The sequence below is a fragment of the Bauldia litoralis genome, assembly GCF_900104485.1.
GTDB classification, from domain to species: domain Bacteria; phylum Pseudomonadota; class Alphaproteobacteria; order Rhizobiales; family Kaistiaceae; genus Bauldia; species Bauldia litoralis.
This window is the reverse complement of the sequence record NZ_FMXQ01000005.1, coordinates 237,437-259,914: the sequence shown is the minus strand read 5'-3', so window position 1 is coordinate 259,914 and position 22,478 is coordinate 237,437. Positions and strand designations below refer to the sequence as shown.

The 22,478-nt window shown below is 68.1% G+C and carries 21 protein-coding genes; 13 read left to right on the top strand and 8 right to left on the bottom strand.

The features are described from left to right. The first annotated feature begins 16 nt into the window (after nt 1-16). From BLT60_RS13600 to BLT60_RS13580, 5 genes are all read left to right on the top strand, one after another. Nucleotides 17-895, top strand: a complete 879-nt coding sequence (locus BLT60_RS13600) for an SMP-30/gluconolactonase/LRE family protein (RefSeq protein WP_090877003.1) — start codon at nt 17-19, stop codon at nt 893-895. A 110-nt stretch (nt 896-1,005) separates the two neighbouring features. Next, a complete protein-coding gene (locus tag BLT60_RS13595) occupies nt 1,006-1,716 on the top strand; it encodes a DUF1045 domain-containing protein (protein ID WP_090877002.1) in 711 nt (236 codons plus the stop codon). Then, on the top strand, nt 1,713-2,852 hold the full coding sequence (locus BLT60_RS13590) for an alpha-D-ribose 1-methylphosphonate 5-triphosphate diphosphatase (RefSeq protein WP_090877001.1): 1,140 nt from the start codon (nt 1,713-1,715) through the stop codon (nt 2,850-2,852). The genes BLT60_RS13595 and BLT60_RS13590 overlap by 4 nt, the downstream gene beginning before the upstream one ends. Further along, nucleotides 2,842-3,423 carry a phosphonate metabolism protein/1,5-bisphosphokinase (PRPP-forming) PhnN gene (gene phnN / locus BLT60_RS13585; protein ID WP_244521259.1) on the top strand — a complete coding sequence of 194 codons (582 nt, stop codon included), beginning with the start codon at nt 2,842-2,844 and terminating at the stop codon, nt 3,421-3,423. Before BLT60_RS13590 ends, phnN begins: the two co-directional genes overlap by 11 nt. A gap of 73 nt (nt 3,424-3,496) precedes the next feature. Then, nucleotides 3,497-4,945, top strand: a complete 1,449-nt coding sequence (locus BLT60_RS13580) for an NAD-dependent succinate-semialdehyde dehydrogenase (RefSeq protein ID WP_090876999.1) — start codon at nt 3,497-3,499, stop codon at nt 4,943-4,945. A 222-nt stretch (nt 4,946-5,167) separates the two neighbouring features. Here the strand turns inward: BLT60_RS13580 and BLT60_RS13575 are convergent, their stop codons facing one another. Next, nucleotides 5,168-6,238 carry an ABC transporter ATP-binding protein gene (locus BLT60_RS13575; protein WP_090876998.1) on the bottom strand — a complete coding sequence of 357 codons (1,071 nt, stop codon included), beginning with the start codon at nt 6,236-6,238 and terminating at the stop codon, nt 5,168-5,170. A 397-nt stretch (nt 6,239-6,635) separates the two neighbouring features. On the opposite strand from BLT60_RS13575, the gene BLT60_RS13570 reads away from it, so the two are divergent. Continuing rightward, nucleotides 6,636-7,487 (top strand): IclR family transcriptional regulator, encoded by an 852-nt coding sequence (locus tag BLT60_RS13570; protein WP_090876997.1) that lies wholly within the window; start codon nt 6,636-6,638, stop codon nt 7,485-7,487. Here the strand turns inward: BLT60_RS13570 and BLT60_RS13565 are convergent. Further along, complete coding sequence (locus BLT60_RS13565) at nt 7,451-8,647, bottom strand: mandelate racemase/muconate lactonizing enzyme family protein (RefSeq protein WP_090876996.1); 1,197 nt, start codon at nt 8,645-8,647, stop codon at nt 7,451-7,453. The two genes, BLT60_RS13570 and BLT60_RS13565, sit on opposite strands and share 37 nt — an antisense overlap. A 143-nt stretch (nt 8,648-8,790) precedes the next feature. Here BLT60_RS13565 and BLT60_RS13560 point away from each other — a divergent pair, with 143 nt between their 5' ends. From BLT60_RS13560 to BLT60_RS13530, 7 genes are all read left to right on the top strand, one after another. Next, nucleotides 8,791-9,105 carry a c-type cytochrome gene (locus BLT60_RS13560; RefSeq protein WP_090876995.1) on the top strand — a complete coding sequence of 105 codons (315 nt, stop codon included), beginning with the start codon at nt 8,791-8,793 and terminating at the stop codon, nt 9,103-9,105. A gap of 160 nt (nt 9,106-9,265) precedes the next feature. Next, the gene (locus tag BLT60_RS13555; protein WP_090876994.1) at nt 9,266-10,057 is read left to right on the top strand and encodes a glycosyltransferase family 2 protein; all 792 of its coding nucleotides are present in this window, start codon (nt 9,266-9,268) and stop codon (nt 10,055-10,057) included. Next, nucleotides 10,054-10,626, top strand: a complete 573-nt coding sequence (locus tag BLT60_RS13550; RefSeq protein WP_090876993.1) for a hemerythrin domain-containing protein — start codon at nt 10,054-10,056, stop codon at nt 10,624-10,626. The genes BLT60_RS13555 and BLT60_RS13550 overlap by 4 nt, the downstream gene beginning before the upstream one ends. A 115-nt stretch (nt 10,627-10,741) precedes the next feature. Then, nucleotides 10,742-11,842 carry a TOMM precursor leader peptide-binding protein gene (locus BLT60_RS13545; protein WP_090876992.1) on the top strand — a complete coding sequence of 367 codons (1,101 nt, stop codon included), beginning with the start codon at nt 10,742-10,744 and terminating at the stop codon, nt 11,840-11,842. After that, on the top strand, nt 11,842-13,158 hold the full coding sequence (locus BLT60_RS13540) for a YcaO-like family protein (RefSeq protein WP_090876991.1): 1,317 nt from the start codon (nt 11,842-11,844) through the stop codon (nt 13,156-13,158). Before BLT60_RS13545 ends, BLT60_RS13540 begins: the two co-directional genes overlap by 1 nt. A gap of 19 nt (nt 13,159-13,177) precedes the next feature. Continuing rightward, entirely contained in the window at nt 13,178-13,885 is a 708-nt protein-coding gene (locus BLT60_RS13535) for a nitroreductase family protein (protein ID WP_090876990.1), read from the top strand. A 19-nt stretch (nt 13,886-13,904) separates the two neighbouring features. Next, nucleotides 13,905-16,079, top strand: coding sequence for a hypothetical protein (locus BLT60_RS13530; RefSeq protein WP_090876989.1), 2,175 nt, complete (start codon nt 13,905-13,907; stop codon nt 16,077-16,079). Here the strand turns inward: BLT60_RS13530 and BLT60_RS13525 are convergent. The 6 genes from BLT60_RS13525 to BLT60_RS13500 form a co-directional block, all read right to left on the bottom strand. After that, a complete protein-coding gene (locus BLT60_RS13525; RefSeq protein WP_090876988.1) occupies nt 16,055-17,053 on the bottom strand; it encodes a nucleoside hydrolase in 999 nt (332 codons plus the stop codon). The two genes, BLT60_RS13530 and BLT60_RS13525, sit on opposite strands and share 25 nt — an antisense overlap. Nucleotides 17,054-17,110: 57 nt before the next feature. Next, complete coding sequence (locus tag BLT60_RS13520; RefSeq protein ID WP_090876987.1) at nt 17,111-18,775, bottom strand: thiamine pyrophosphate-binding protein; 1,665 nt, start codon at nt 18,773-18,775, stop codon at nt 17,111-17,113. Nucleotides 18,776-18,887: 112 nt separating this feature from the next. Further along, on the bottom strand, nt 18,888-19,412 hold the full coding sequence (locus BLT60_RS13515) for a hypothetical protein (RefSeq protein ID WP_090876986.1): 525 nt from the start codon (nt 19,410-19,412) through the stop codon (nt 18,888-18,890). A 46-nt stretch (nt 19,413-19,458) separates the two neighbouring features. After that, on the bottom strand, nt 19,459-20,232 hold the full coding sequence (locus BLT60_RS13510) for an ABC transporter permease (RefSeq protein ID WP_090876985.1): 774 nt from the start codon (nt 20,230-20,232) through the stop codon (nt 19,459-19,461). Further along, nucleotides 20,232-21,014 (bottom strand): ABC transporter ATP-binding protein, encoded by a 783-nt coding sequence (locus tag BLT60_RS13505; RefSeq protein WP_090876984.1) that lies wholly within the window; start codon nt 21,012-21,014, stop codon nt 20,232-20,234. The genes BLT60_RS13510 and BLT60_RS13505 overlap by 1 nt, the downstream gene beginning before the upstream one ends. A gap of 315 nt (nt 21,015-21,329) precedes the next feature. Further along, the gene (locus BLT60_RS13500; RefSeq protein ID WP_244521258.1) at nt 21,330-22,361 is read right to left on the bottom strand and encodes an ABC transporter substrate-binding protein; all 1,032 of its coding nucleotides are present in this window, start codon (nt 22,359-22,361) and stop codon (nt 21,330-21,332) included. Between the last annotated feature and the right edge of the window lie 117 nt (nt 22,362-22,478).

The following is a 22,478-nucleotide window of genomic DNA, read 5'->3' as shown; positions in this document are numbered from 1 at the left end:
GGAGGGAGAAACGACAATGCGGATCGAGGTTCTGGTCGACGTCAAGACGACCCTGGGCGAGGGCCCCCTGTGGGATGTGGAGCAGCAGCGCTTCTACTGGATCGATTCCTTCGACGGCCGGGTTTTCCGCTGCACCCATGACGGCCGCGAGGTCCGCGCCTGGGACGTGCCCGGCAAGATCGGCTCGATCGCCATCCGCAAGGACGGCAACGGCGCCATCTGCTCCCTCGAAAACGGTTTCCACACCCTCGACTTCAAGACCGGTGATGTCGAACTGATCCACGATCCCGAGGCCGGCAAGGACGCCAACCGTCTCAACGACGGCAAGGTCGACAAGCGCGGCCGCTTCATCGCCGGCTCGATGGACACCCAGGAGTCCGGACCGAACGGGGCGCTCTACCGCCTCGACCCGGACATGTCGGTCCACAAGATCGACGACGGCATCATCGTCTCCAACGGCCCATGCTGGAGCCCTGACGGCAAGATCTTCTATTTCGCCGACTCATGGTCCGGCGAGATCTGGGCCTATGACTACGACCTCGACACCGGCACGGTGTCGAACCGCCGGACCTTCACCAAGGTCGACACGTCACAAGGCGGCGCCGCCGATGGCGCGACCGTGGACAGCGAGGGGTATGTGTGGAGCGCCGGCGTCTACGTCGCCAAGCTCTACCGCTACGCGCCGGACGGCACGGTCGACCGGGTCATCGACATGCCGGTGAAGAAGGTGACCAGCGTCAACTTCGGCGGCCCGAATCTCGACATCCTCTACGTCACCTCGATGGCCAAGCCGCCGCTGCCGCGCTTCCCCGACGACGGCGTGCAGCGCGGCAGCCTCTTCGCCATCCACGATCTGGGCATCAAGGGCATTCCGGAGCCGCGCTTCGGCGCCTGACCGGAGCCCGGTCCGGCCATCCGGGTTGCTGGCGCGCCCGGTTGGCCGGGCCGTCCTTGCGACAAGGCGACTGTCGTCACATCTTCGCAGTCTCATGATAAGAGGCTGCCATGCGCCTTGCCGTCTTCTTCACGCCCCCCCGGGATCATCCGCTCTCCATCGCTGCCGCCGACTGGCTGGGCCGCGACGCCTTTACCGGCGAATCGCGTGAGCGCGCGCCTGTAGCCGGCTTCGAAACGGCGGAAATCGACGCGCTGACCGCCGACCCGCGCCGCTACGGCTTTCACGCCACCCTCAAGCCGCCCTTCCGCATCGCCGAAGGCCATATGGCCGACGACGTCCGCGAGGCGCTCGCCGGGTTCTGCGCCGGACGGCCGGCGATTCGCATTCCGGCTCTGGAACTCACCGCCCTCGGCTCCTTCTTCGCCCTGACCATCGGCGGCGAGACCGGCGAGGTCGACGCGCTGGCCGCCGATGTCGTCCGCGCCTTCGAGCCCTTCCGCGCGCCGGCCTCCGAGGCGGAGATCGCCCGCCGCCGGCCGGACGCGCTGAGCGAAAGCCAGCGCGCCAATCTCGCCGACTGGGGCTATCCCTACGTCTTCAGCGACTTCCAGTTTCACATGACCCTGACCGGCCGCGTCCCGCCCGAGCGACGCGCCGCCATGGCCACGGTGTTGCGCCAGCGCTTCGCCTCCTTTATCGACCAGCCGCTTGCCATCGACGCCCTGTCGCTGTTTCGCGAGCCGTCGCCGCCGTCCGATTTTGTTGTCGATTGCCAGCAGGCCCTCCCGCCGCTGGCGCATAGCGTGGAACAGGTATGACCGAGACGATCTTTAGGAATGGCCGGGTGGTTCTGCCCGAAACGATCCACGACGGCGACGTCGTCGTCCGCGACGGCATGATCGCGGAAATCGCCGATGCCGGAATCGGCGTCGCAGGCATCGATCTCGAAGGCGATTGGCTGCTGCCGGGCCTCGTCGAACTGCATACCGACCATATCGAGGGCCATTACGCGCCGCGCCCCAAGGTGCGGTGGAACCCGTCGGCCGCCGCCCATGCCCATGATGCCCAGATCGCCTCCTCCGGCATCACCACGGTGCTCGACGCGCTGCGCATCGGCATGGACGAGGATTCGCAACTGACGGCCGAGGACATGAAGATCCTCGGCGATGCCATCGCCTCCGGCCAGGAGCGCGGCAGCCTGCGCGCCGACCACTACATCCACCTGCGCTGCGAGGTCTGCGCCCCGGACGTGCTGGAAGGCTTCGCCATGTTCGCCGACGAGCCGCTGGTCCGGCTCGCCTCGCTGATGGACCACACCCCCGGCCAGCGCCAGTTCACCAGCATGGACACCTACCGCACCTACTACCAGGGCAAGACCGGCATGTCGGACTCCGAGTTCGAGCGCTTCGTCGCCAGCCGCCAGGCCCGCGCCGGTGATCTCTCCGACGTCCACCGCAAGGCGATCGCCGGGATGTGCCGGGAGAAAGGCATCGTGCTTGCCAGCCACGACGACGCCACCGAGGCCCATGTCGCCGAGGCGGCCGACTATGGCGTCGCGCTGGCCGAATTCCCGACCACCATGGAAGCCGCGGCTGCCTCCCGCGCGGCCGGCCTCAAGGTGCTGATGGGCGCCCCCAACATCGTCCGCGGCGGCTCCCATTCCGGCAACATCGCCGCTGGCGATCTCGCCAGGGCCGGGATGCTCGACGTGCTGTCGTCCGACTATTTCCCCTTCAGCCTGCTTCATTCGATCTTCGTCATGGCCGAGACGGTCGACGACGTCACGCTGCCGGCGGCGGTGGCGCTGGTCTCCCGCAATCCGGCCGAGGCGGCCGGCTTCACCGATCGCGGCGCGATCGAGGCGGGCCGGCGGGCCGATCTCGTCCAGGTCCGTGTCGATGGCGATCATCCCGTGGTCCGCGCCGTCTGGCGGCAGGGTCGCCGTGTCGCCTGAGCCGAACGCGGCCCCGCCTCGCAACGGACTGCTGGTTCTCGTCGTCGGGCCAAGCGGCGCCGGCAAGGATTCGGTGATCGGCTATTGCCGCGACCGTCTTGCCGCGTCCGGCCGCGTCGTCTTCCCCCGACGCGTCATCACCCGCGAGGAATCGGGCGAGACCGAGGATCACGCCACGGTGTCGGAGGACGACTTCCATCGCATGGTCTCGGAAGGCGCCTTCGCCCTCCACTGGCGGGCCCACGGCCTTGGCTACGGCATCCCGGCGTCGATCGCCGACGATCTCGCCGCCGGGCGCTCGGTCGTCGTCAATGTCTCGCGCTCGGTCATCGACGAGGCGCGCCGTCGCTTTCCGCCGGTGCTGGTCGCCTCGGTCACGGCCCCGGTCGAGGTGCTGGCGGATCGTCTCGCCCGCCGCGGTCGCGAGTCGCCGGAGCGCATCCAGTTCCGGCTCGAACGGCGCGGCATCTACACGGTCGAAGGCGATGACGTCCTGGTCCTGAACAATGCCGGCCCGATCGAGCGGAGCGGCGACGCCCTGATCGATGCGCTGAACCGCGGCGGCGCCTGAGGCGCTTGCGGCGACGGGCTGGTCGGGCTACCTCCGGAGGCCAAGAATAATCGCTTAAGGGGAAGGAACCGCCATGTTCGAGAAATTCGGCATCCTCATCGACAACGAGTGGCGGCCCGCCCGCTCGGGCAAGACCATGGCGGTCCATTCGCCAGCCACCGAGGAGAAGATCGGTGAGGTGCCGCTGGGCGACTCCGCCGATGTCGCCGATGTCCTCGCGAGTGCCGCGCGCGGCTTCGCGACCTGGAAGGCGATGGCCGCCTGGGACCGGGCGAAGATCATGCGCCGCGCCGCCGACCTGATCCGCGAGCGGGTCGAGGACATCGCCGCGGTGATGTGCGCCGAGACCGGCAAGCCGATGGCGGAAGCGCGTGGCGAAACCCTCGGCACCGCCGATCAGTTCGAATGGTTCGCCGAGGAAGCCAAGCGGGTCTATGGCCAGATCATCCCGGCCCGCGTCCCCGAGCAGCGCCTCTCGGTGATCTACCAGCCGGTCGGCGTCTGTCTGTCGCTGTCGGCGTGGAATTTCCCGGCCCTGCTGCCGTCGCGCAAGATCGCCGCCGCGCTCGCCGCCGGCTGTTCGATCGTCGCCCGTCCGGCGTCCGAGGCGCCGGGATCCTGCTTCAAGATCGTCGAGGCGCTGGTCGATGCCGGCATCCCGCCGGGCGCCGTCACCGTCATCACCGGCCCGTCCTCGAAGCTCGCCGCCGAACTGATCGCCTCGCCGGTCATCCGCAAGGTGTCGCTGACCGGTTCTGTCGCCGTCGGCAAGAAGGTGCTGGCCCAGTGCGCCGAAGGCATCAAGCGCGCATCGATGGAGCTCGGCGGCCATGCGCCGGTCGTCATCCACCGCGATGCCGACCCGGTCGCCAGCGCGAAGGCGTCGGCAATGGCCAAGTTCCGCAATTCGGCCCAGGTCTGCATCTCGCCGACCCGTTTCTACGTCCATGAGAGCCTCAAGCAGCCCTTCGAGGATGCCTTCGTCGATTTCGCCCGCTCGCTGGTCGTCGGCGACGGCCGCAAGGATGGCGTCACCATGGGCCCGATGATCCGCGGCAGCGCCGTCGATGCGGCGCTGGAGATGGCGCAGGACGCCATCGACAAGGGCGGGCGCCTGCTTCATGGCGGTCGCCGGCCGGCGCATCTCAACAAGGGACATTTCATCGAGCCCACCGTCATCGCCGACGTGCCGGACGATGCCCGCATCATGGTCGAGGAGCCCTTCGCGCCGATCGCCCCGCTGACCACCTTCAAGGACGAGGACGAGGTGATCGAGCGCGCCAACGCGCTGCCCTTCGGGCTTGCCGCCTACGTCTTCTCCAACGACGCCGATCGCGCCCAGCGCACCGCCGAGCGTCTGGAGTCAGGCATGGTCGGCATCAACGAGATGCTGCTCGCCGGCGCCGAAACGCCCTTCGGCGGCATCAAGGAGTCCGGCTACGGCCGCGAGGGCGGATCGATCGGCATCAAGGACTACCTCGATCCCAAGTTCATCCGCCACCGACTGCTGCCATCGGATTGAGCCGGGTTCCGGCCAACTGAGGGGATTGCGTCCTTCGAGGCTCCGCTTACGCGGAGCACCTCAGGATGGCCTTGGTTGTGCGGAATCCAGATCGCCCATCAGGGCCGTGCAGCCCATGCCCGCGCAGCAAGCTGCCCCCGCCATCCTGAGGTGCCCGGCGTAGCCGGGCCTCGAAGGACGCACGACAGAACGACTGCACCACAGGCGGGGGACCGCCCGCCGCTACTGAACCAGGCGGGCGCCGGTCTCCCGGTCGAAGAGGTGGATCAGCGCCGGGTCGGCGGTGAGGTGGAGCGTCTCGCCGGGCTGGACCCGGATCCGCTCGCGGAAGACGCCGACCAGGTCGTGGCCGCCGAGCTTCATGTAGACCTGCGTCTCGGAGCCGGTCGGTTCCACCACGGTGACCCTGGCCGGGAAGCCCTTGTCGGCGAGCACCAGGTGCTCGGGCCGCACGCCGAAGGAAGTCGGCCGTCCGCTGGACGAAGCGGGCAGGGCGGGCGAGGGCAACTCGTCGCCATCGTCGGTGACGAAGGTCGATCCGTTGGCGTCGGCGCGGATCTGGCCTTCGATGATGTTCATCGACGGCGAGCCGATGAAGCTGGCGACGAACAGGTTGGCCGGGGTGTCGTAGAGTTCGAGCGGCGAGCCGATCTGCTCGACCACGCCATCGCGCAGCACGACGATCTTGTCGGCCATGGTCATGGCTTCGATCTGGTCATGGGTGACGTAGATGGTCGTTGTCTTCAGCCGCTGGTGCAGTTCCTTGATCTCGGTGCGCATCTGCACGCGCAGCTTGGCGTCGAGGTTGGACAGCGGCTCGTCGAACAGGAAGACCTGCGGGTCGCGGACGATCGCCCGGCCCATCGCCACGCGCTGGCGCTGGCCACCGGAAAGCTGCTTTGGCAGGCGCTCGAGCAGGTCCTCGAGGCCAAGGATCGACGCGGCGCGCTGCACCTTCTCGTCGATCACCTGCTTGCTCTCGCGGCGCAGCTTGAGCGAGAAGCCCATGTTCTTGGCGACCGTCATATGCGGGTAGAGCGCATAATTCTGGAACACCATTGCGATGTCGCGATCCTTGGGGCGGAGGTCGTTGACCACCCGGCCGCCGATGCCGATCTCGCCGCCGGTGATTTCCTCGAGGCCGGCGATCATCCGCAGCAGCGTCGACTTTCCGCAGCCCGACGGGCCGACCAGCACGACGAATTCACCGTCCGCGATATCGACGCTGACGCCGTGGATGACCTCGACCGTGCCGAAGGCTTTGTGAACGTCGCGTACCGAGACTTCGGCCATTGGTTTTCACTCCTTACGGGCGCGTCGGCGCTCCGTTCGCTCCAAATCGATCCTTGCTGGCCCCACGGAAGGAGACCTGCCGGATGTATACACCTTCCGCCCCCGTCAATCGAGGCGAATACCGCCAGAACCGTGGGTAGGAAGGGGATAATGCCCATTTGCGCGGGGTAGGCAAGTATGACGGCCGCCGGGTCGGCGCTTGCTCTGTCGCCGGGTGCCGCGGGGCGGTTGCCGCGTGCTCGCTGGCCATCTGTTTCGGACGGCTCCCGCCGTGGCCGGCGACCGGCGCCCACGGCCGGACTTCCGGCCATGTCTTTTTCAAATGTGAACTTAACATGGTCGATTCTGGACGATACTAGGAGGCTTGTATCGCAACGGCGCGGAGCACCGCCCCTCGATGACGACGCCCGAGATCACCAGCCGGCACCGCATCCCTGTCATCGACAGGATGATGGAGGTTCTGTCGATTCTGGAAAAGCGCACCGGCGGCGCCAGCATCCGGGATATCGTCGATCGGCTCGGCCTGCCTCGCACCACGGTCTACCGGATCCTCAATACCCTCCAGCTCCACAACATCGTGCGCCGCAACGCCGACGGCATCTACCGGCTCGGCCCCCGCCTGCTGGCGCTCGCGTCGCAGACCCTTGCCGACGCGCAGGACTATGATCTCGCCGCCTTGTCCGTCCCGCATCTCGAACGGATCGCCGCCAGGACCGGCGAGGGCAGCAAGATCTCGGTGCTCGACGACGATGGCGTCCTGGTCGTCGCTGCCATGCAGGGAACGCGCGAATATGCGTTGACGGTCGCCCCCGGCCAGCGCCAGCCGCTGCATGCCGGCGCCGCCAGCAAGTTGCTCGTCGCACACCTGCCGAAGCAGGAGTTGACGCGGCGGGTCGGCGACAACCTGTTTCGCTACACCGAGCGTACGCTGGTCGACCGCAAGCGCCTCCTTGGCGAGCTCGCCCGGATCAGGCGGCGTGGCTGGGCGGAGGATCGCGGTGAGTATGCGCCGAACGTCGGCGCCTATGCGGCGCCGATTCGCGACCGGGCAGGCAAGGTGATTGCCGCGCTCAGCGTTCCCTTCCTGCAAGGCGGGCCGGCCGCCCATGGCGAGGCAATCCGGGCTGCGGTCATCGCCGGGGCGAGGGGCATTGCCAACGACCTGCCGGCCCCTCCGACGGTGCCCAACGAGACTGACAAGCCCTTGGTGGCTCAGTCGAAGAAGGCGGCGTCTTCCTCGCGCAGGTAGCGTTTCGCCGCTTCGGGGATCAGGTCGATGCCCATCCCCGGCCGGTCCCAGACCTCGATCATCCCGTCGGTGACGAGCGGATCGGGCAGGCCCTCGACGATGTCGTACCACCATGCCGGATCGCCGACCGGATACTCGAAGGCGATGAAGTTCTGCGGCAGCGTCGCCGAGACCTGGACGAGCGCGGCCAGCCCCAGCACGCCGTTGGCGGTGCCGTGCGGTGCCATCAGGATGCCGTGCAGGTCGGCATATTCGGCGATCCATTTGAGCTCGGCGATACCGCCGACATCGCAAGGGTCGGGACCGACGATGTTGACCGCGTGGCTCTCGATCAGTTGCTTGAAATTCTGCCGCAGATAGATCTGCTCGCCGGTATGGATCGGCGTCGAGGTCGCGCGGGTGACCTCGCGATAAAGGTCGGCGTTGACGAAGGCCGTGTAGTCGCCGGTGATCAGGTCTTCCAGCCACATCAGGTTGAGCGGCTCGACCGCCCGGGCGAAGCGGATCGCGTCGGGCACCGTCCAGCCCGGCCCGCAGTCGAGGGCGAGGCCGATCTCGTCGCCCACCACGTCCTTCATCGCTTCGACACAGGCGATGACGTGGTTGAGGCCACGCTCGGTCAGCAGCGCCCGGTCGGTGGGGCCGCCATGCTCGTGGACCGGCGAGATATCGCCATAGGAGAATCCCGGCACCCGCTTCTGCTCGCTATGGAAGGCGACGCCCTGCTTGATGATGGTGAAGCCTTCGCTGGCCGCCTTCATCTGTTCCATATTCTCGGCGTAGTGCTCCGGCTCCTGCCCCTTGAGCGGAAATCGGACCGCGCCGTTATAGACGCGGACCCGGTCGCGGACCTTGCCGCCGAGCAGCTTGTGGACCGGCAGCCCCGCTGCCTTGCCGGCAACGTCCCACAGCGCATGCTCGATCGCGCTCACCGCCGCGCCATAGGGCTTGAAGGCGCCGCGCGGCCGGATCCGCAGCATGCAGCGTTCGACCACGGTCGGGTCGCTGCCGATAAGCGCGTCGCGCAGCGCCAGCACATACGGGGTGATATACGGCTTCCACGTCTCGACCGCGCCATAGCCGCTGATCCCTTCGTCGGTGACGATCCGCACGATCGGGTTGAGGCCGATCAGGGCGCATTTCAGGTCGACGATCTTCATGGAGTCCCCCCGGACGACGCGTCGTTTGCGCGCCATTCCTACAGGACTGGCGCCACCCGCGCCACGTCGGGGCCTTGCGCCAGATCAACGCCCCGGGAGACGATGGCTGCTTGGATCGACACTGGATAGCAGCGGAGGCGCATATGATTCGGTTGACCATGGCGGCGGTGGCCCTGATCCTCGGAGCGGGGGCGGCATCGGCTCTCGATCCGGACGAGCAGCGCGGTTTCACCTTCGTCTCGACCAACTGCGCCCTGTGCCATGCGGTCGGAAAATTCGGCGAAAGCCCGCTGGCCATCGCGCCGCCGTTCCGCACCCTTCACGAATTTTATCCCGTCGACGATCTCCAGGAGGCGCTTGCCGAGGGCATCGTCACCGGGCATCCGTCGATGCCGCAATTCCAGCTCGAGCCCGACCAGATCGAGGACGTCCTCGCCTATCTGAAGACCCTCGAATAGCGGCCCGCGCCGGTTGCTCCGCGACCGCAAGGGACCGGGCGGATGCCGGCCCGGAATCGTCTGCAATAACAGTCACAAACCTGCGATCTGCGCCGGATAGGCTCGCGCGGCTAACGATTCGCCGTTTCTTTTTTCCCAATCGGAAAGCGCGAGCAGCCGCATGAAAATCGCATTTGTCGTCCCCGCCTATAACGAGGAAGCGCTGATCGGCCGCTGCCTCGAGTCGATCCTGCGTGAACTTGCCAGGGGCGACTATGACAGCGACGTTGTCGTCGTGAACAACGCCAGCACCGATCGCACCGCCGAGATCGCCCGCGCCTTTCCCGGCGTCAGGGTGGTCGACGAGCCGGTGAAGGGGCTGGTGAAGGCGCGCCAGGCCGGCTACGTCGCGACCGATGGCGAACTGATCGCCAATGTCGACGCCGATTGCGCGCTGACCCCCGGCTGGATCGATACGGTCCTGACCGAATTCGGCAAGGATGAGCGGATGGTCGCCCTCAGCGGACCCTTCATCTACGACGACCTGCCCATGCGCCAGCGTGCGCTGACCCGGACCTGGTACGGCGCCACCTACTGCATGTATGTCCTCGACAAGTATGTCCTCGGCGTCGGCGGCATGCTCCAGGGTGGCAATTTCATCGTTCGCCGTTCGGCCATGGAAAAGATCGGCGGCTTCGACACCTCCATTGAATTCTACGGCGAGGATACCGACATTGCGCGTCGGATCAGCAAGGCCGGCCGCCTCAAGTGGACCTTCGCCCTGCCGATGTATTCCTCGGGACGTCGCGTCGCGGGAGAAGGCTTTGTCCGTACCGGATTGCGCTATGCCGCCAACTATTTCGCCGTGAATTTTGGCGGGCGGCCGGTCACCAGGACCCACCGCGATCTTCGACCGGAGAACGACAATGTTCGGCCTGAGCCCGTCGCGGCGAGAAAACGCATGAAGAAATGACGCTTGACCTCGATACACGCAAAGGCTGGCCGGACGACCTGCGAATCCTGCTCGACACCTATCCCCGCGAAGTCTGGCAGGACCACGTCAATCTCGGCGACATGGCGCGGTTCTGGCTCCATATCCACGACCAGTTCCGTGCCCTCGGCGGCGAGCTGAAGGACCTCGGCGAGGGCTTCCGCGAGGGCCGGATCGAGGCCGCCGACTATCGCGCCCGTTATCCCCGCCGCCTCAGCCAGTTCCTAGGCGGGCTCGAAGGTCATCATTCGATCGAGGACTACCAGTTCTTCCCGCTCTTCGCCGCCGCCGAGCCGCGGCTCGCGCAAGGCTTCGAGGTGCTCGAAAGCGATCACGAGAGCATCCACGCCGCGATGATTGCCGCCTTCGACTCCGCCAATGCGCTGGTCGGCACGTTCGACAAGGATCGCGACGCGGTGATGCGGGCGGCCGAGCAGCACGACACGGACAGCGAACGCCTGCTCGCCAAGCTGATCCACCATCTCGACGATGAGGAGGACCTGATCATTCCCCTGATCCTCGATCGCGGCGAGGGGCCTCTCGGCATCTGACCGCGCGACAACCGCGCGGCGGCCTGCGCCCTCCGCGATTGCCGCTTCCCTGCCTCCATGTCATAGAAGATACACGACAATCGGCGTTTTGGTTGCGCCGGCGGGGTGTGTCGACATGGACGATGGCATTCCAGGGGTGGATCAGGCGCGGTATCGCCTCCTCGACCTGCAGGCGGTGCCGTGCGACGGCGGCGTCATTGTCCGGCGCGGCAGGACGCGGCTCAGGATTCCCGGCGCCAAAGCCGCGGAACTTCTCGATCTTCTGGTTGCGCGGTCGGCTGAGGGCCGGGGAATCAACCTCGAGGACCTGTCGGTCGACGTTGATCCCGCCGATCGCGAGACGCTGGCCGACCTTGTCGCGCATCTGCGCGGCGCGCGGTTGCTGGTTGTCGGACCGGAGACCGGGCGCGGCGAGCGCCGCGACGATGTCTTTTACTGGAACCATGGCACCACCGCCGCCGCCACGGTTGCCAATCTCGAACGCGTCAGCCTCGCGATCTTCGGCATCAACCACGTCTCGCTGCCGCTGCTTGGCAACCTGCGGAGCTGCGGCTTCCGCTTCCTGACGCTGGTCGATCACCCGGCGTTGCGCAATCTCGATTTCTTCGACGACGATGCCGCGCTGCGCCCGGAGATCGCCGGCGCCATGTCGGTCAGGCCGGTGGCCTTCGCCGACTGGCAGGCCCGCGACCGCCGGGTCGACTGCCACATCGCCTGCAGCGATGTCGGCGGGCTGTCGCTGATGCGCGACTGGAATCGCGCCTGCGTCGTCGCCGATATCCAGTTCTATCCCATTGTTCTGGAGGATGAGGTCGCGCATCTCGGCCCGATGGTCGTCCCCGGCGAGGGGCCGTGTTACGAATGCCTGTCCCTGCGGCGCGATTCGGTCGCCGCCGATCCGGATGGCGGCCGCGCCGGCCGGGGCCATGCCTTCTTCGGCGGGACGGTCTCCGGCTATCTCCAGCCGATGGCGCGGGCCGCCGCTGATATCGGCGCGATCGAACTGCTCAAGCATTTCGGCAAGACCCTGCCCGGCGGCGCGGCGGGCCGGCTTGTCGAGGCCGACCTGATGACGCCCTCCTTGCGCACCCGCACCATCCTCAAGGTGCCGCGCTGCCCGGTCTGCGCCACCGCTCGCCTGCCGGAAGCGCCGGTGCAGGCGGAGGCCTCGCGGCAGGATGCGACGTCGGAAGACGCCGGTCCGAAGGTCGAGTGATGCAGATCGAGACCCTTCCGGCGGGATATGAAGGGGTCTTCGACCCGGGCGTCGGGATCGTCTCGGCGCTCGACCGGATCGCCGAGGCGCCCGACGCGCCGCGCTATGTCCACCTGCGGGCCCGCCTCTGCGATGTCGCCACGCTGGGCGGCGTGGCCACCCCGCGAAGTGTCGAGGTCGCTGCAGTCGATCGTCCCGCGGCCGTCCTTGCCGCGCTCGGTGCCGGCATCTCGCGGTATTGTGCGGCGACGTACCGGAGCGATGGCCTGCCGGTCGATACCGCCGTCGCCGCCGCCTTTCCTTGCATCGCGCCAGCCGATTTCGCGCTCTTCTCCGAAGCCCAGTATGCCCGCCCGGGCTATCCCTATGTCCCCTTCCGCGAGACGACACCGGTCAAGTGGACCGGCGCCGTCGACCTCGCCACCGGCGAGACGGTCCATGCGCCTGCCGCCATGGTGTGGTTCCCCTTCGCCTATGCCCGCACCGCCGGCGACCAGCCGATCGTGTGCAGCGACCCCGGCGGGCTGGCATGCGGCGAGGGCGTGGCCGCCGCAGCCTTGTCCGGGCTCTGCGATGTCGTCGCCCGCGACGCTGCGGCGCTCTTCTGGCAAGCCGGCATCCAGTCGCCGCGTCTGCGGATCGAGACTCTGCCGCAGCGCCTCCGCGACATGGTCGATCGCTTCCGCAGCGCCGGTGACCCGGTGACGATCCTCGACGTCACCACCGACAATCGCATTCCCGCCTTCGTCGCGGTCGTCGCTTCGGATGCCCGCGATCGCCCGGCCCATGTCTTCGCGGTCGCCGCAAGGCTCGATCCGGCCGATGCCGTGGCCGCCGCGCTCTGCCGGCTGGCCGCGAACCGGCGGCTCGCGGTCGGGATCATGGCGACCCTGCCGCCCCCGGAGGCGACCGGCGATTGGGAAGACGTGGTGACCCCGGCCGACCACGCCGCCTTCGCCGCCGATCACGACAACCGCCCGCTCGTCGCGGCGAGCCTCGCCTCGGACGAGGCCTGCGATCTCGACGACCACGAGAATGCTACGACCGGCTCGGTCGACGGCGACCTCGAGGCCGCGATCGGCCGGGTCATGGCGACCGGCTACCGGGTCTATGCCGCCAACCTTACCGGCATCGACATCGGCGCGCTTGGACTGAACGTCGTCCGGACGATCGTCCCTGGCTACTTGCCGCTCTTTGCCGGGCACCACCTGCGTCCCCTCGGCGCCCGCCGCCTCTACGATGCGCCCCAGAAACTCGGCCATCGCGGCATCAGCGAAACCGGCGGCGGCAATGCCGCCCCGCACCCCTTTTTCTGAGGACGGAACGGAGCCGCCCATGTCCGCCTGGTTCGATGAAGCAAGCGACACGCTGCCGGAAACCGCCTGGGCGACCTATCACGAGAACGCCAAGCGCGGCCGCCGCCATGACATCGTCCGCGACGATCGCCGCCCGGCGTCGCCCGGGGCTGTCGAGCAGCCGCTGGTCGGCCAGGCCTTCGCCCTCCAGGCCGGCGGATCGCTAGTCATGCTGCCCGGCGAAGGCACGGTCGATGCCGCTTGTGCCGGCGACGGCACCATGGCGCTGGCGTCGCTCGCCGCACTCCTCGCCGCCGCCGCAAGGCCGAACGACGATCCGATCGAAACCTGGCTCTATGCCAACGCGGTCGAGGCCCTGCCGGCCGGCCTCTACCGCCACGACCGCGCCGGGCGGACCCTTCATCTTCGGGGCCGCGAGACATTCGGCGGGCCGCTCGCGGCGGCCACTACGGAGCCGGCGCTGGTCAAACGGGCGCAGGCTGTCGTCCTGCTGGTCGGAAATCTGGCGGCGGCGACGCTTGCTCATGGCGAGCGCGGCTATCGCAACGCCGTCTTCGCCACTGGCCGTCAGGCCGCGGGCTTCGATCAGGCCGTCGGGGCGTCCGGTCTCTGGTGCCGCACGGTTGCCGGCTATTACGACCGCGAGATCGACGCTCTCCTGGCGCTCGATGGCCTGTCGCAAAGCGTGCTTTGCATGGTGGCCATCGGAACGGCCGCCGGAGACTAGAAGATGGGGGAGGCGATCGGTGTCAGACGATGAACCGCGCGCCACTGCCGGCCCGGCAGCGTATCCCGCCATCGACCTGACGCTTGGCGCATGGCGCCCGTGGGAGGCCGCGACCCAACTCGCCGCCGCGCTTGGCGTGGCGCTGCCCGACGCGCCGATGATGCCTGCGTCGCCGCTGGACGAGATCGACGCTGGCGCGGTCGGCGAGGCGACGGTCTTTCACGCTTACGCTGTCGCCGGCCTTCTGTCCGCCGCCCTGCCCCAGAACGGTATCGTCGCCATCCTGACGCCGCGCTTCGGCCTGCCGCTCCGACGCGACAACGAGTGGCTTTTCCTCTTTCTCAAGCGCCGGTCGATCTCGCTGGCGATTGTCGGCGACGAGCCGGTGACCACGGTCATCGGCCGGTCGCTGTTCGAGCGGCGCGCCGGCGTCGTCGCGCCCGCCCCCGGCGAACGATTGCTGCCGCTGACGGCGGAGCAGGAGCGCCTGCTCCGCTTCTTTCCGGGCCTGCTGCCGCGCTCGCTGGTCGGGGCGATCCCGATCGACGACACCGGCCTTGTCGCGGTTGGCGCCGACCGGTTCCTCATTCCGCCGGCATGGCGCGACGACGATCCGCGCGCCACTGCCCCCGAAATCGACCCGATGGCCCCGATTGAAGCGGCGGACGAGGGCTTCGCGGCCTTCGCCGAGTGCCACTGTACGGCCCATTTCGCCGACGGCGCGCGGCTTCGCGACCTGAGCCGCCGGTTGGAGACGGCCGGCGCCCTCGATATCGCCGCCGATCTCGCCGAACGGGCGCGCCAGGTCGCACGCAACCCCGAAGAGCGGGCCACTGCCGATATCCGCCGCCAGGAAGTACGCCTGCGGCTCGGCCGGTTTGACGACATGCTGGCGATGCCGCCGCCGTCGCGGCGCGCGCCGGAGCCCGATCGCGAATGCCTTGCCCGGTTGAAGCTCCGCGCCGCCCTGGCCGCCGGGGGGACGGCGGACCTCGATGGCTATCTTGGCCCGCTGGCCGACAGGTTGGCCGGCGGCGAACCGCTCGCGGCCGACGACCTCCTCCTGCTCGACACCCATGCCGCGGTGCTGGCGACGGACGCGGCCGGCCGCGCGCTGACGCTTGCCGAGACGGTGCGCGAGGCGCTCGACCGCCTGTCGGATGCCGACCGGCGGCTGGTTCACCGCAACGCCATGACCCTCGCCCGCATCCACGAGGCGCAGGGCGACCGTGACCGGCGGCGCGCCGCGCTTGACCGCGCCTTCGCCACCACCCACGGCCTCAGGAGCCTTGGCGAGATCGTCGAGATGAATATCCTGCGCGCCACCGCCGAGGCCGAGTCGACCGCGCCCGCGGCGCAGGGCGCCTGGCTACGGGCGGCGCTGGCCTGGCTTGCCTTCGTCCCGCCCGAAGCCGCGCCGCCCGGCATCGTCGACCTGCTGTTCGGTGCCGGCGCCGATACCGTGCGCGCCCGGCTCGACATTGATATCAGCGAAGCGCTTGCCGATCGCATGACCGCGGCCTGGCCCGGTCTCACTGCCAGCGTCGGCGGCGAGTATCCCGCCATTCGCGCCGCGTCGGCCGTCGCGCCTCCGCAGCGCCTTGTCGGTGGCCCCGGCGCGGTGATCGGCTGGAGCGCGTCGGACGATGCGACGCCGGTCTACGTCCGGCCTCGCGTCCGCCTGGTCCGCCTTGTCGAGGCCGCGCTGGCGACGCTCTGCCCGGCCTTGCCCGGTCTCGCGCGGGGCGTTTTTCTCGTCGAGGACAACGCCGGCGTCGACATCCCCGCCACCCGCGACGAGGCGCTGTCGGTCGCCCTGCGCTTGCGGCTGCCCGAACTCGTCTTCGGCACGGAGACGATATCCCTCGATCCCGAGTCGCGGATGAAGCACGTCACCGGCATCGTCCCGCGTCTCGCGCCAACCCTGAGCGTGGTCGACGGCTCGGACGGGAAGGCGGTCTGTCGCTTCGGCCGTCATCGCCCGGACGTGACGGTCGAGGGGGGGCGGGCCGAGCTCGTGCGGCGACTGCGCGACGAACCGGCGATGTCGTTCGGTCCGCTGCGGGTGGTCCACGGCAAGACGGTCACCGAGACCGAGGGCCTGTATCGCGACCTTGAATTGCTGGGCGTCGTGCGCCTTGATGTCGGGACCGCTGTGGCGGCAGCGCCTCAGGCGCCCACGGTTTCCAGGTAGAGTTCCACCAGCCCGTCGAAATCGACATCGTGAACAACGGTGATCGGTGAAGGCGCGTCCTCGATCGGGAAGCGGATATTCTCGTCGTCGACGATGCGTTCGCCGGGCTGGTAGGCGATGCTCATCCCGTATTGCGGTCCGGGTAGCGTCACCACGTCGACGGAGAGTTCGGTCGTCTTGAACAGGTCCGGCCGCAGCGCATAGCCGATGACGCAGGAGTCGTAGAGGCCGTAGGCAAGGTGGTTCTCCCGCACCAGCGACTCGAAGAGCGGCAACGTCCAGGTCCGGAACAGCTCGGCGACGCCCGGCTTCGCGGTCGTCGAGTGGGCGATCGCCTCGACGAAGCGTTTCGGCAGATGCGTCTTGCGGCAGACGTTGATCGGCACCAGCACCGTTGGCAGGTTCGAGCGCAGCACGATCCGCGCCGCCTCGGGGTCGACCCAGAAGTTGAACTCCGACAGCGGCGTGCTGTTGCCCCAGCCGCCGGGAAACAGGCCGATGCCGCCGCCCATGATCACCGCCTGGCGGATTTTGCCGACGATGTCGGGCGCCTTGCGGATGGCTACGGCGAGATTGGTCAGCGGCCCGACGGCGAGAATTGTCACCTCGCCGGGATGGGCGCGCACGCTCTCGATGATGAAGTCGCTGGCGTGGCGCGGATCGGCGGTCAGCGACGGCAGCCCGGCCGGCAGGTCGATCGTCTCCGGGAAGGTTGCCCATTCCCCCCACATCGCGTCGGCGTAGCGACCGCGCTCATGCAGCAGCGGCCGGTCGAAGCCCGGACAGACCGGCACGCTCTCCCGGCCGAGGACCTCGAGCAGGCGGAGCGCGCAGGCGACCTCGTGCGACAGGTCGTAGTTCCCCATGATCGGCGTGATGCCGAGCACCTCCAGGTCTGGCGCTGAAAGCGCCAGCACCGCGGCGATGCAGTCGTCGTTCATCCAGCCAATATCGGTGTCGTAGATGATCTTCATGTGTTGCTTCGCTCCGTCGGGGACCGGCGGAGCCTCGCATGTTTCGTGCCGGATCGGTCAGCGTTTCCCGCTGCCGCGGATCTCCGACATGGTGCGGCTCGGCGTGATCGCCTCGGGGTCGAACTTGAGGTCGATGATCGACGGTTTGCCAGACGCGAGAGCGGCCTCGAAGGCCGGTGCGAAGTCCTCGGTGCGCGCAACCGTCTCCCCATGCCCGCCATAGGCGCGGGCGAGTGCCGCGAAGTCCGGGTCGACGAGGTCGGTCGCGATGTGGCGGTTGGGGTAGTCGCGCTCCTGGTGCATCCGGATCGTCCCGTGGATGCCGTTATTGACCACCACCACGACGATCGCCGCCTTCTCCTGCACGGCGGTGGCGAATTCCTGGCTGGTCATCTGGAAGCAGCCGTCGCCGGCGAAGGCGACTGCGATACGCTCCGGATGGGCGAGCTTCGCCGCGATCGCCGCCGGCATGCCGTAGCCCATCGAGCCGGAGGTCGGCGCCAGTTGGGTGCCGAACCGGCGATAACGGAAGAAGCGATGCAGCCAGCCGGAATAGTTGCCGGCGCCGTTGGTAATCGTCGCGTCGTCCGGCAGCCGCTCTCGCAGCCAGGCGATGATCTCGCTGAGCTGCACCGGCCCGGCATTCGTCACCGGTGCCGTCCAGCCTTCGAACGCCTCGCGAGCGGCCCGCGTCTGCGCCGCCCAGGCGATGCCGGACGGCGGCGGCTCAAGACCTTCGAGCGCTGCGACGAAGGCGGCGGGACTGGCGTGGATCGCCAGCGTCGGATGGTAGACCCGGCCGAGTTCCTCCGCCCCCGGATGGACGTGAACCAGTCTCTGGTCGGGCTCCGGAATCGCGATATGCCCGTAGCCGCCGGACGGCATCTCGCTCATCCGCCCGCCGACCAGCAGCAGCAGGTCGGCGTCTTTCAGTTGCTTCGCCAGCGCCGGGTTGAAGCCGAGCCCGAAGTCGCCGGCATAGTTCCGGTGGTCGTTGTCGAACAGCGCCTGCCGGCGGAAGGAGCAGGCGATCGGCAGGTCGAAGCGCTCGGCGAAGCGCCGCATGCCGGCGACCGCGTTGTCGCTCCAGCGGGTGCCGCCGAGAATGACCAGCGGCCGCTTCGCCGCCCACAGCATCTTCTGGAGCTGCGCCATCTGCGTTAGGCCGGGATAGGTCTCGACCTGGACCCAGGGCCGGGTGTCGGCGACGGCCACGGTATCGCGCAGCATGTCCTCCGGCAGGCCGAGCACCACCGGCCCCGGCCGGCCGGATGTCGCCTCGTGGAAGGCGCGGCTGATGAACTCCGGGATCCGCTCGGCCCGGTCGATCTCGGCCACCCATTTGGCGACCTCGCCGAAGAAGGCCTTGATGTTGATCTCCTGGAAGGCCTCGCGCTCGCGCATGTGGCGGGCGACCTGGCCGAGCAGCAGGATCATCGGCGTCGAATCCTGCCGCGCGACATGCAGGCCCGCCGAGGCGTTGGTGGCGCCGGGGCCGCGCGTCGCCATGACGATGCCGGGCCGGCCGGTCATCTTGCCCCAGGCGTCGGCCGCCATCGCCGCCCCGCCTTCCTGGCGAAAGGTCGTCACCTTGATCGGCGAATCATAGAGCGCGTCGAGCAGCGCCAGGTAGCTTTCGCCGGGCACGCAGAAGGCGCGGCTGACGTCGTTCAGGAGCAGGGCATCGGCCAGGATCTGGCCGCCGGTGCGGGTGGCGGTCATCGGGGTTCCGGTCAGGTTGGGAGAGGGTGGTGGCGCATCGGAATCAGCCTAGCAGGCCCGATGTTGTCGTACAAAACGCATCCGCGCCCGCGTCGGTTCGTGCATTCTTCCCTCAGGCACCGACGAGCTCGACCGCCAGCCAGCGCTCGCCTGTGCCGGCAAGCTGCGGCCACCGATCGCGATCGAGCTGCGCCCATGTCCCGTGCTTGCCGATCCGCCCCGGTGCCTCGCCGTCCGCGGTGTGATCCTCGGCGCCGGCCGGCCAGAACTCGATTTCCTCATAGACCAGCTCGGCGCGCGCCGTGAGCCATCGCGCACCGTCGATCAGCACCTCGGCCCGGACCCATCCATCGGTCATGGCGACCAGCGACAGCGCGCCGGTGCGCCGCTCGCCGTCGCGCGCGATGGAGAAGGCGACGAGCGCAGCGTTGCCGTGCCGGTTGTCCACGGAGTCGATCGTGATCGTCAGCCCGCATCCCGTCCAGGTGTCGCCGACATGGCAGGCGGCGGTCGCCCGGTCCAGAACCGCCGCCGCGACCTCGGCGGGCGACAGCCCGGCATCCTCCGCCCAATAGGACGCGATCGCCGGCCGGAGTGCTGCCGGCCATCCGTCGCTGTCGATTTCACCTTTCGCCATGCCGGCTCGCTTGGTCGAATCCCGGGACCCCGATCATACGATCGTGTCAGCTTGAGGCGAAGCCCGTCGAGCGGTGCGCCCAGCCGGTCATCCGCTTCTCCAGCCAGGCCATGACCGCGTACATCGCGATCCCTTCGACGGCCAGCACCACCAGCCCGGCGAAGATCAGCGGCACCTTGAACTGCGACTGTGCCTGCAGCATCAGGTTGCCGATCCCGTGGTTGGAGGCGATCGATTCCGAGATCACCGAACCGACGAAGGCGAGCGTGATCGCGATTTTCAGCGAGCCGAAGAAATACGGCAGGGCGCGCGGAATCCCGACCTTGCGCATGATGTCGAGCTTCGAGGCGCCGAGCGCCTTGAGCACGTCCTCGAGTTCCGGCTCGATGGTCGCGAGCCCGGTCGCGACATTGACGACGATCGGGAAGAAGGAGATCAGGAAGGCGGTGATGATCGCCGGAACCGCGCCGATGCCGAACCACAAGACGAGGATCGGCACCACCGCCACCTTGGGCACGGCGTTGAAGCCGATCATCAGCGGGTAGAGCCCGGCATAGATCGTCCGCGACCAGCCGATGAACAGCCCGAGCGCCAGGCCGAAGCCGACGGCGAGCAGGAACCCGGCCATCGTCGTCCCCAGCGTGAACAGCGACTCGTACCAGATGGCGTTCCAGTACTGGACGATCGCCCCGGCCACCGCCGTCGGCGGCGGCAGCACGAAGGGCGGGATGGCGAAGATCGCGACCGCTGCCTGCCAGACGACCAGCATGCCGATGACGAAGACCCAGGGCGCGGCGCGGATGGCGAGGGATGTCGGCATTACTTGCGCGCCTCGACGATGTGGCCGCGCAGTTCATGCACCATGTCCTGGAACGGCGCCGCATAGGTCAGTTCGAGGTCGCGGGGACGCGGAAAGTCGATTTGCTTCTCGACAAGGATATGTCCCGGCCGGGCCGACATGACGAAGATCCGGTCGGCGAGAAACACCGCCTCGCGCAGGTCGTGGGTGACGAGGATGATGGTGACGCCGCTGGCCGCATGGATGTCGCGGATCACGCACCACAGCTCCTCGCGGGTGAAGGCGTCGAGCGCCCCGAAGGGTTCGTCGAGCATCAGCAGTTGCGGCTCGTGGACCAGCGCCCGGCAGAGCGAGGCGCGCATCTGCATGCCGCCGGACAGCTCCCAGGGAAACTTGTCGCCGGCCCCGTCGAGCCCGACCTGCGCCAGCAGCGCCTCCGCGCGCTCGCGATAGGCGGCCCGGTCGCGGCGAATGCGTTTGCGGTGCGGCTCGACGATTTCGAGCGGCAGCAGCACGTTGTCGAGCGTCGTCCGCCACGGCAGCAGCGTCGGCGCCTGGAAGGCCATGCCGGCGATTTTCACCGGCTTCTCGACGACCTCCCCGGCGACCGTCACCACGCCGTTCTGCGGAAATTGCAGCCCGGTCGCGAGCTTCATCAGGGTCGACTTGCCGCACCCCGACGGCCCGACCACCGCGGCGAATTCGCCCTTCTCGATCGCCAGCGTCAGGTTGTCGACGGCCAACTGCGTTCCCGCCCCGCCATAGGCGTGGCGGACACCCTCCAAGGTCACGAAGCCGCGCATGGAGGGCTTCCGGTCGTCGAGTGGCGCCCCCTCTCCCATTGGGAGAGGGCTGGCGGCCTTGACGTCGCAGGTCGCATAGCGGCCGAGACGTCTAGGCCGGCAGGGTGAGGGGCGAACCCGAAGCTCAAAGGACACGCCCCTCACCCCGTTTCTCTAAGCTCGCCACTCTGCTCGCAAAGAGAAACGCCCTCTCCCGTCGGGAGAGGGGAAGGGTTCCGGGCGTGTCCACGTGGACATACAAACCTGCAAGACGTCGTTGTAATTGCGGAAGCGGAACCCGGCAGGCGTCCGCGTCTTCTCCCTGGGGAGCCAAGGCTATTCCACCATCCGCTCGTCGTCCGCCGGCAGGAAGCTCGGGTCGAAGGTCGCCTCGGCGGTCGGCTTGGCGGCATATTCGAAGGTCAGGCCGATCTGGTCGATCGCCGCGCCGAGCCGCTCCATGTCCACCGCGCCGAGACCGTTGGCCTTGACCTCGTCGGTCATGACATTCTGGTCGAGCGCCATCTGCAGCCGCTCCAGTTCGGTCGCCTTGTCGACGATCGCGTTGGCGGCCGTGACGTATTCGATCGCAGCTTCCGGATCGGCGATCGTCTCCTTGATCGCCTTGTTCAGTGCCTTGAGGAAGCCTTTCACCGCCTCGGGATTCTCTTCGGCGAAGGACGGCGAGACGATGATCGTGTTGCCGTAGAGGTCGACGCCATAGTCGGCCATCAGCATGACCGCGATGTCGTCGACCGGGACGCCGTTGGCCTTGAGGTTAATGAAGGATGAGAAGGAGAAGCCGGTGATCGCGTCGACCTGCTCCGAGGCCAGCATCGGCTCGCGGACCGGGAAGCCGACATTCTCGATCGTCACCTTGTCGGCGTCGATGTCGTTTGCCGCGACGAAGATCGGCCATTGCGCATAGGCGCCGTCGGGCGCCGGCGCGCCGAGCTTCTTGCCTTCGAGATCCTTCGGTTCGCTGACGCCGAGGCTCTTGCGGCCGACGATGGCGAAGGCCGGCTTGTTGTAGACCATGTAGACCGACTTCAGCGCCGTGTCCGGATTCTGGTCGTTGAACTTGATTACCGAGTTGATGTCGCCGAAGCCCATGTCATAGGCGCCAGAGGCGACGCGGTTGATCGGCTCGACCGAGCCGGAGCCGGTGTCGATGGTGACGTCCAGGCCCTCGTCCTGGAAGTAGCCCTTCTCCTTGGCGATCAGGAACGGCGCGGCGGGCCCCTCGATCTTCCAGTCGAGCGAAAACTTGATCGGCGTCTGGGCAAGCGCCGGCGCGGCGAAGCCGATCGCCGCGGCGGCCAGCAGCATCAGGCGGTGCGAGGATCGGGTGGAATGAAGGATGGACATGCGATGATCTCTCCGTTTGCACTGGCGTCCCGAAGGGCGCCGCTGGAGAGGCGGTCGCAAGTCTCGTGCCGGTGCGCAAAACCGGCGTCATCGCGATGTCGGTCGATTCTGCCCGGA

What these genes read in the sequence shown, in the direction of transcription:
- BLT60_RS13555 (WP_090876994.1), top strand. Translation starts at nt 9,266, where the DNA reads ATGAAAATCGCATTTGTCGTCCCCGCCTATAACGAGGAAGCGCTGATC.
- BLT60_RS13540 (WP_090876991.1), top strand. Translation starts at nt 11,842, where the DNA reads ATGCAGATCGAGACCCTTCCGGCGGGATATGAAGGGGTCTTCGACCCG.
- BLT60_RS13590 (WP_090877001.1), top strand. Translation starts at nt 1,713, where the DNA reads ATGACCGAGACGATCTTTAGGAATGGCCGGGTGGTTCTGCCCGAAACG.
- BLT60_RS13570 (WP_090876997.1), top strand. Translation starts at nt 6,636, where the DNA reads ATGACGACGCCCGAGATCACCAGCCGGCACCGCATCCCTGTCATCGAC.
- BLT60_RS13520 (WP_090876987.1), bottom strand. Translation starts at nt 18,775, where the DNA reads ATGACCGCCACCCGCACCGGCGGCCAGATCCTGGCCGATGCCCTGCTC.
- BLT60_RS13550 (WP_090876993.1), top strand. Translation starts at nt 10,054, where the DNA reads ATGACGCTTGACCTCGATACACGCAAAGGCTGGCCGGACGACCTGCGA.
- BLT60_RS13505 (WP_090876984.1), bottom strand. Translation starts at nt 21,014, where the DNA reads ATGCGCGGCTTCGTGACCTTGGAGGGTGTCCGCCACGCCTATGGCGGG.
- BLT60_RS13600 (WP_090877003.1), top strand. Translation starts at nt 17, where the DNA reads ATGCGGATCGAGGTTCTGGTCGACGTCAAGACGACCCTGGGCGAGGGC.
- BLT60_RS13545 (WP_090876992.1), top strand. Translation starts at nt 10,742, where the DNA reads ATGGACGATGGCATTCCAGGGGTGGATCAGGCGCGGTATCGCCTCCTC.
- BLT60_RS13500 (WP_244521258.1), bottom strand. Translation starts at nt 22,361, where the DNA reads ATGTCCATCCTTCATTCCACCCGATCCTCGCACCGCCTGATGCTGCTG.
- BLT60_RS13525 (WP_090876988.1), bottom strand. Translation starts at nt 17,053, where the DNA reads ATGAAGATCATCTACGACACCGATATTGGCTGGATGAACGACGACTGC.
- BLT60_RS13565 (WP_090876996.1), bottom strand. Translation starts at nt 8,647, where the DNA reads ATGAAGATCGTCGACCTGAAATGCGCCCTGATCGGCCTCAACCCGATC.
- BLT60_RS13535 (WP_090876990.1), top strand. Translation starts at nt 13,178, where the DNA reads ATGTCCGCCTGGTTCGATGAAGCAAGCGACACGCTGCCGGAAACCGCC.
- BLT60_RS13580 (WP_090876999.1), top strand. Translation starts at nt 3,497, where the DNA reads ATGTTCGAGAAATTCGGCATCCTCATCGACAACGAGTGGCGGCCCGCC.
- BLT60_RS13595 (WP_090877002.1), top strand. Translation starts at nt 1,006, where the DNA reads ATGCGCCTTGCCGTCTTCTTCACGCCCCCCCGGGATCATCCGCTCTCC.
- BLT60_RS13515 (WP_090876986.1), bottom strand. Translation starts at nt 19,412, where the DNA reads ATGGCGAAAGGTGAAATCGACAGCGACGGATGGCCGGCAGCACTCCGG.
- BLT60_RS13560 (WP_090876995.1), top strand. Translation starts at nt 8,791, where the DNA reads ATGATTCGGTTGACCATGGCGGCGGTGGCCCTGATCCTCGGAGCGGGG.
- BLT60_RS13575 (WP_090876998.1), bottom strand. Translation starts at nt 6,238, where the DNA reads ATGGCCGAAGTCTCGGTACGCGACGTTCACAAAGCCTTCGGCACGGTC.
- BLT60_RS13510 (WP_090876985.1), bottom strand. Translation starts at nt 20,232, where the DNA reads ATGCCGACATCCCTCGCCATCCGCGCCGCGCCCTGGGTCTTCGTCATC.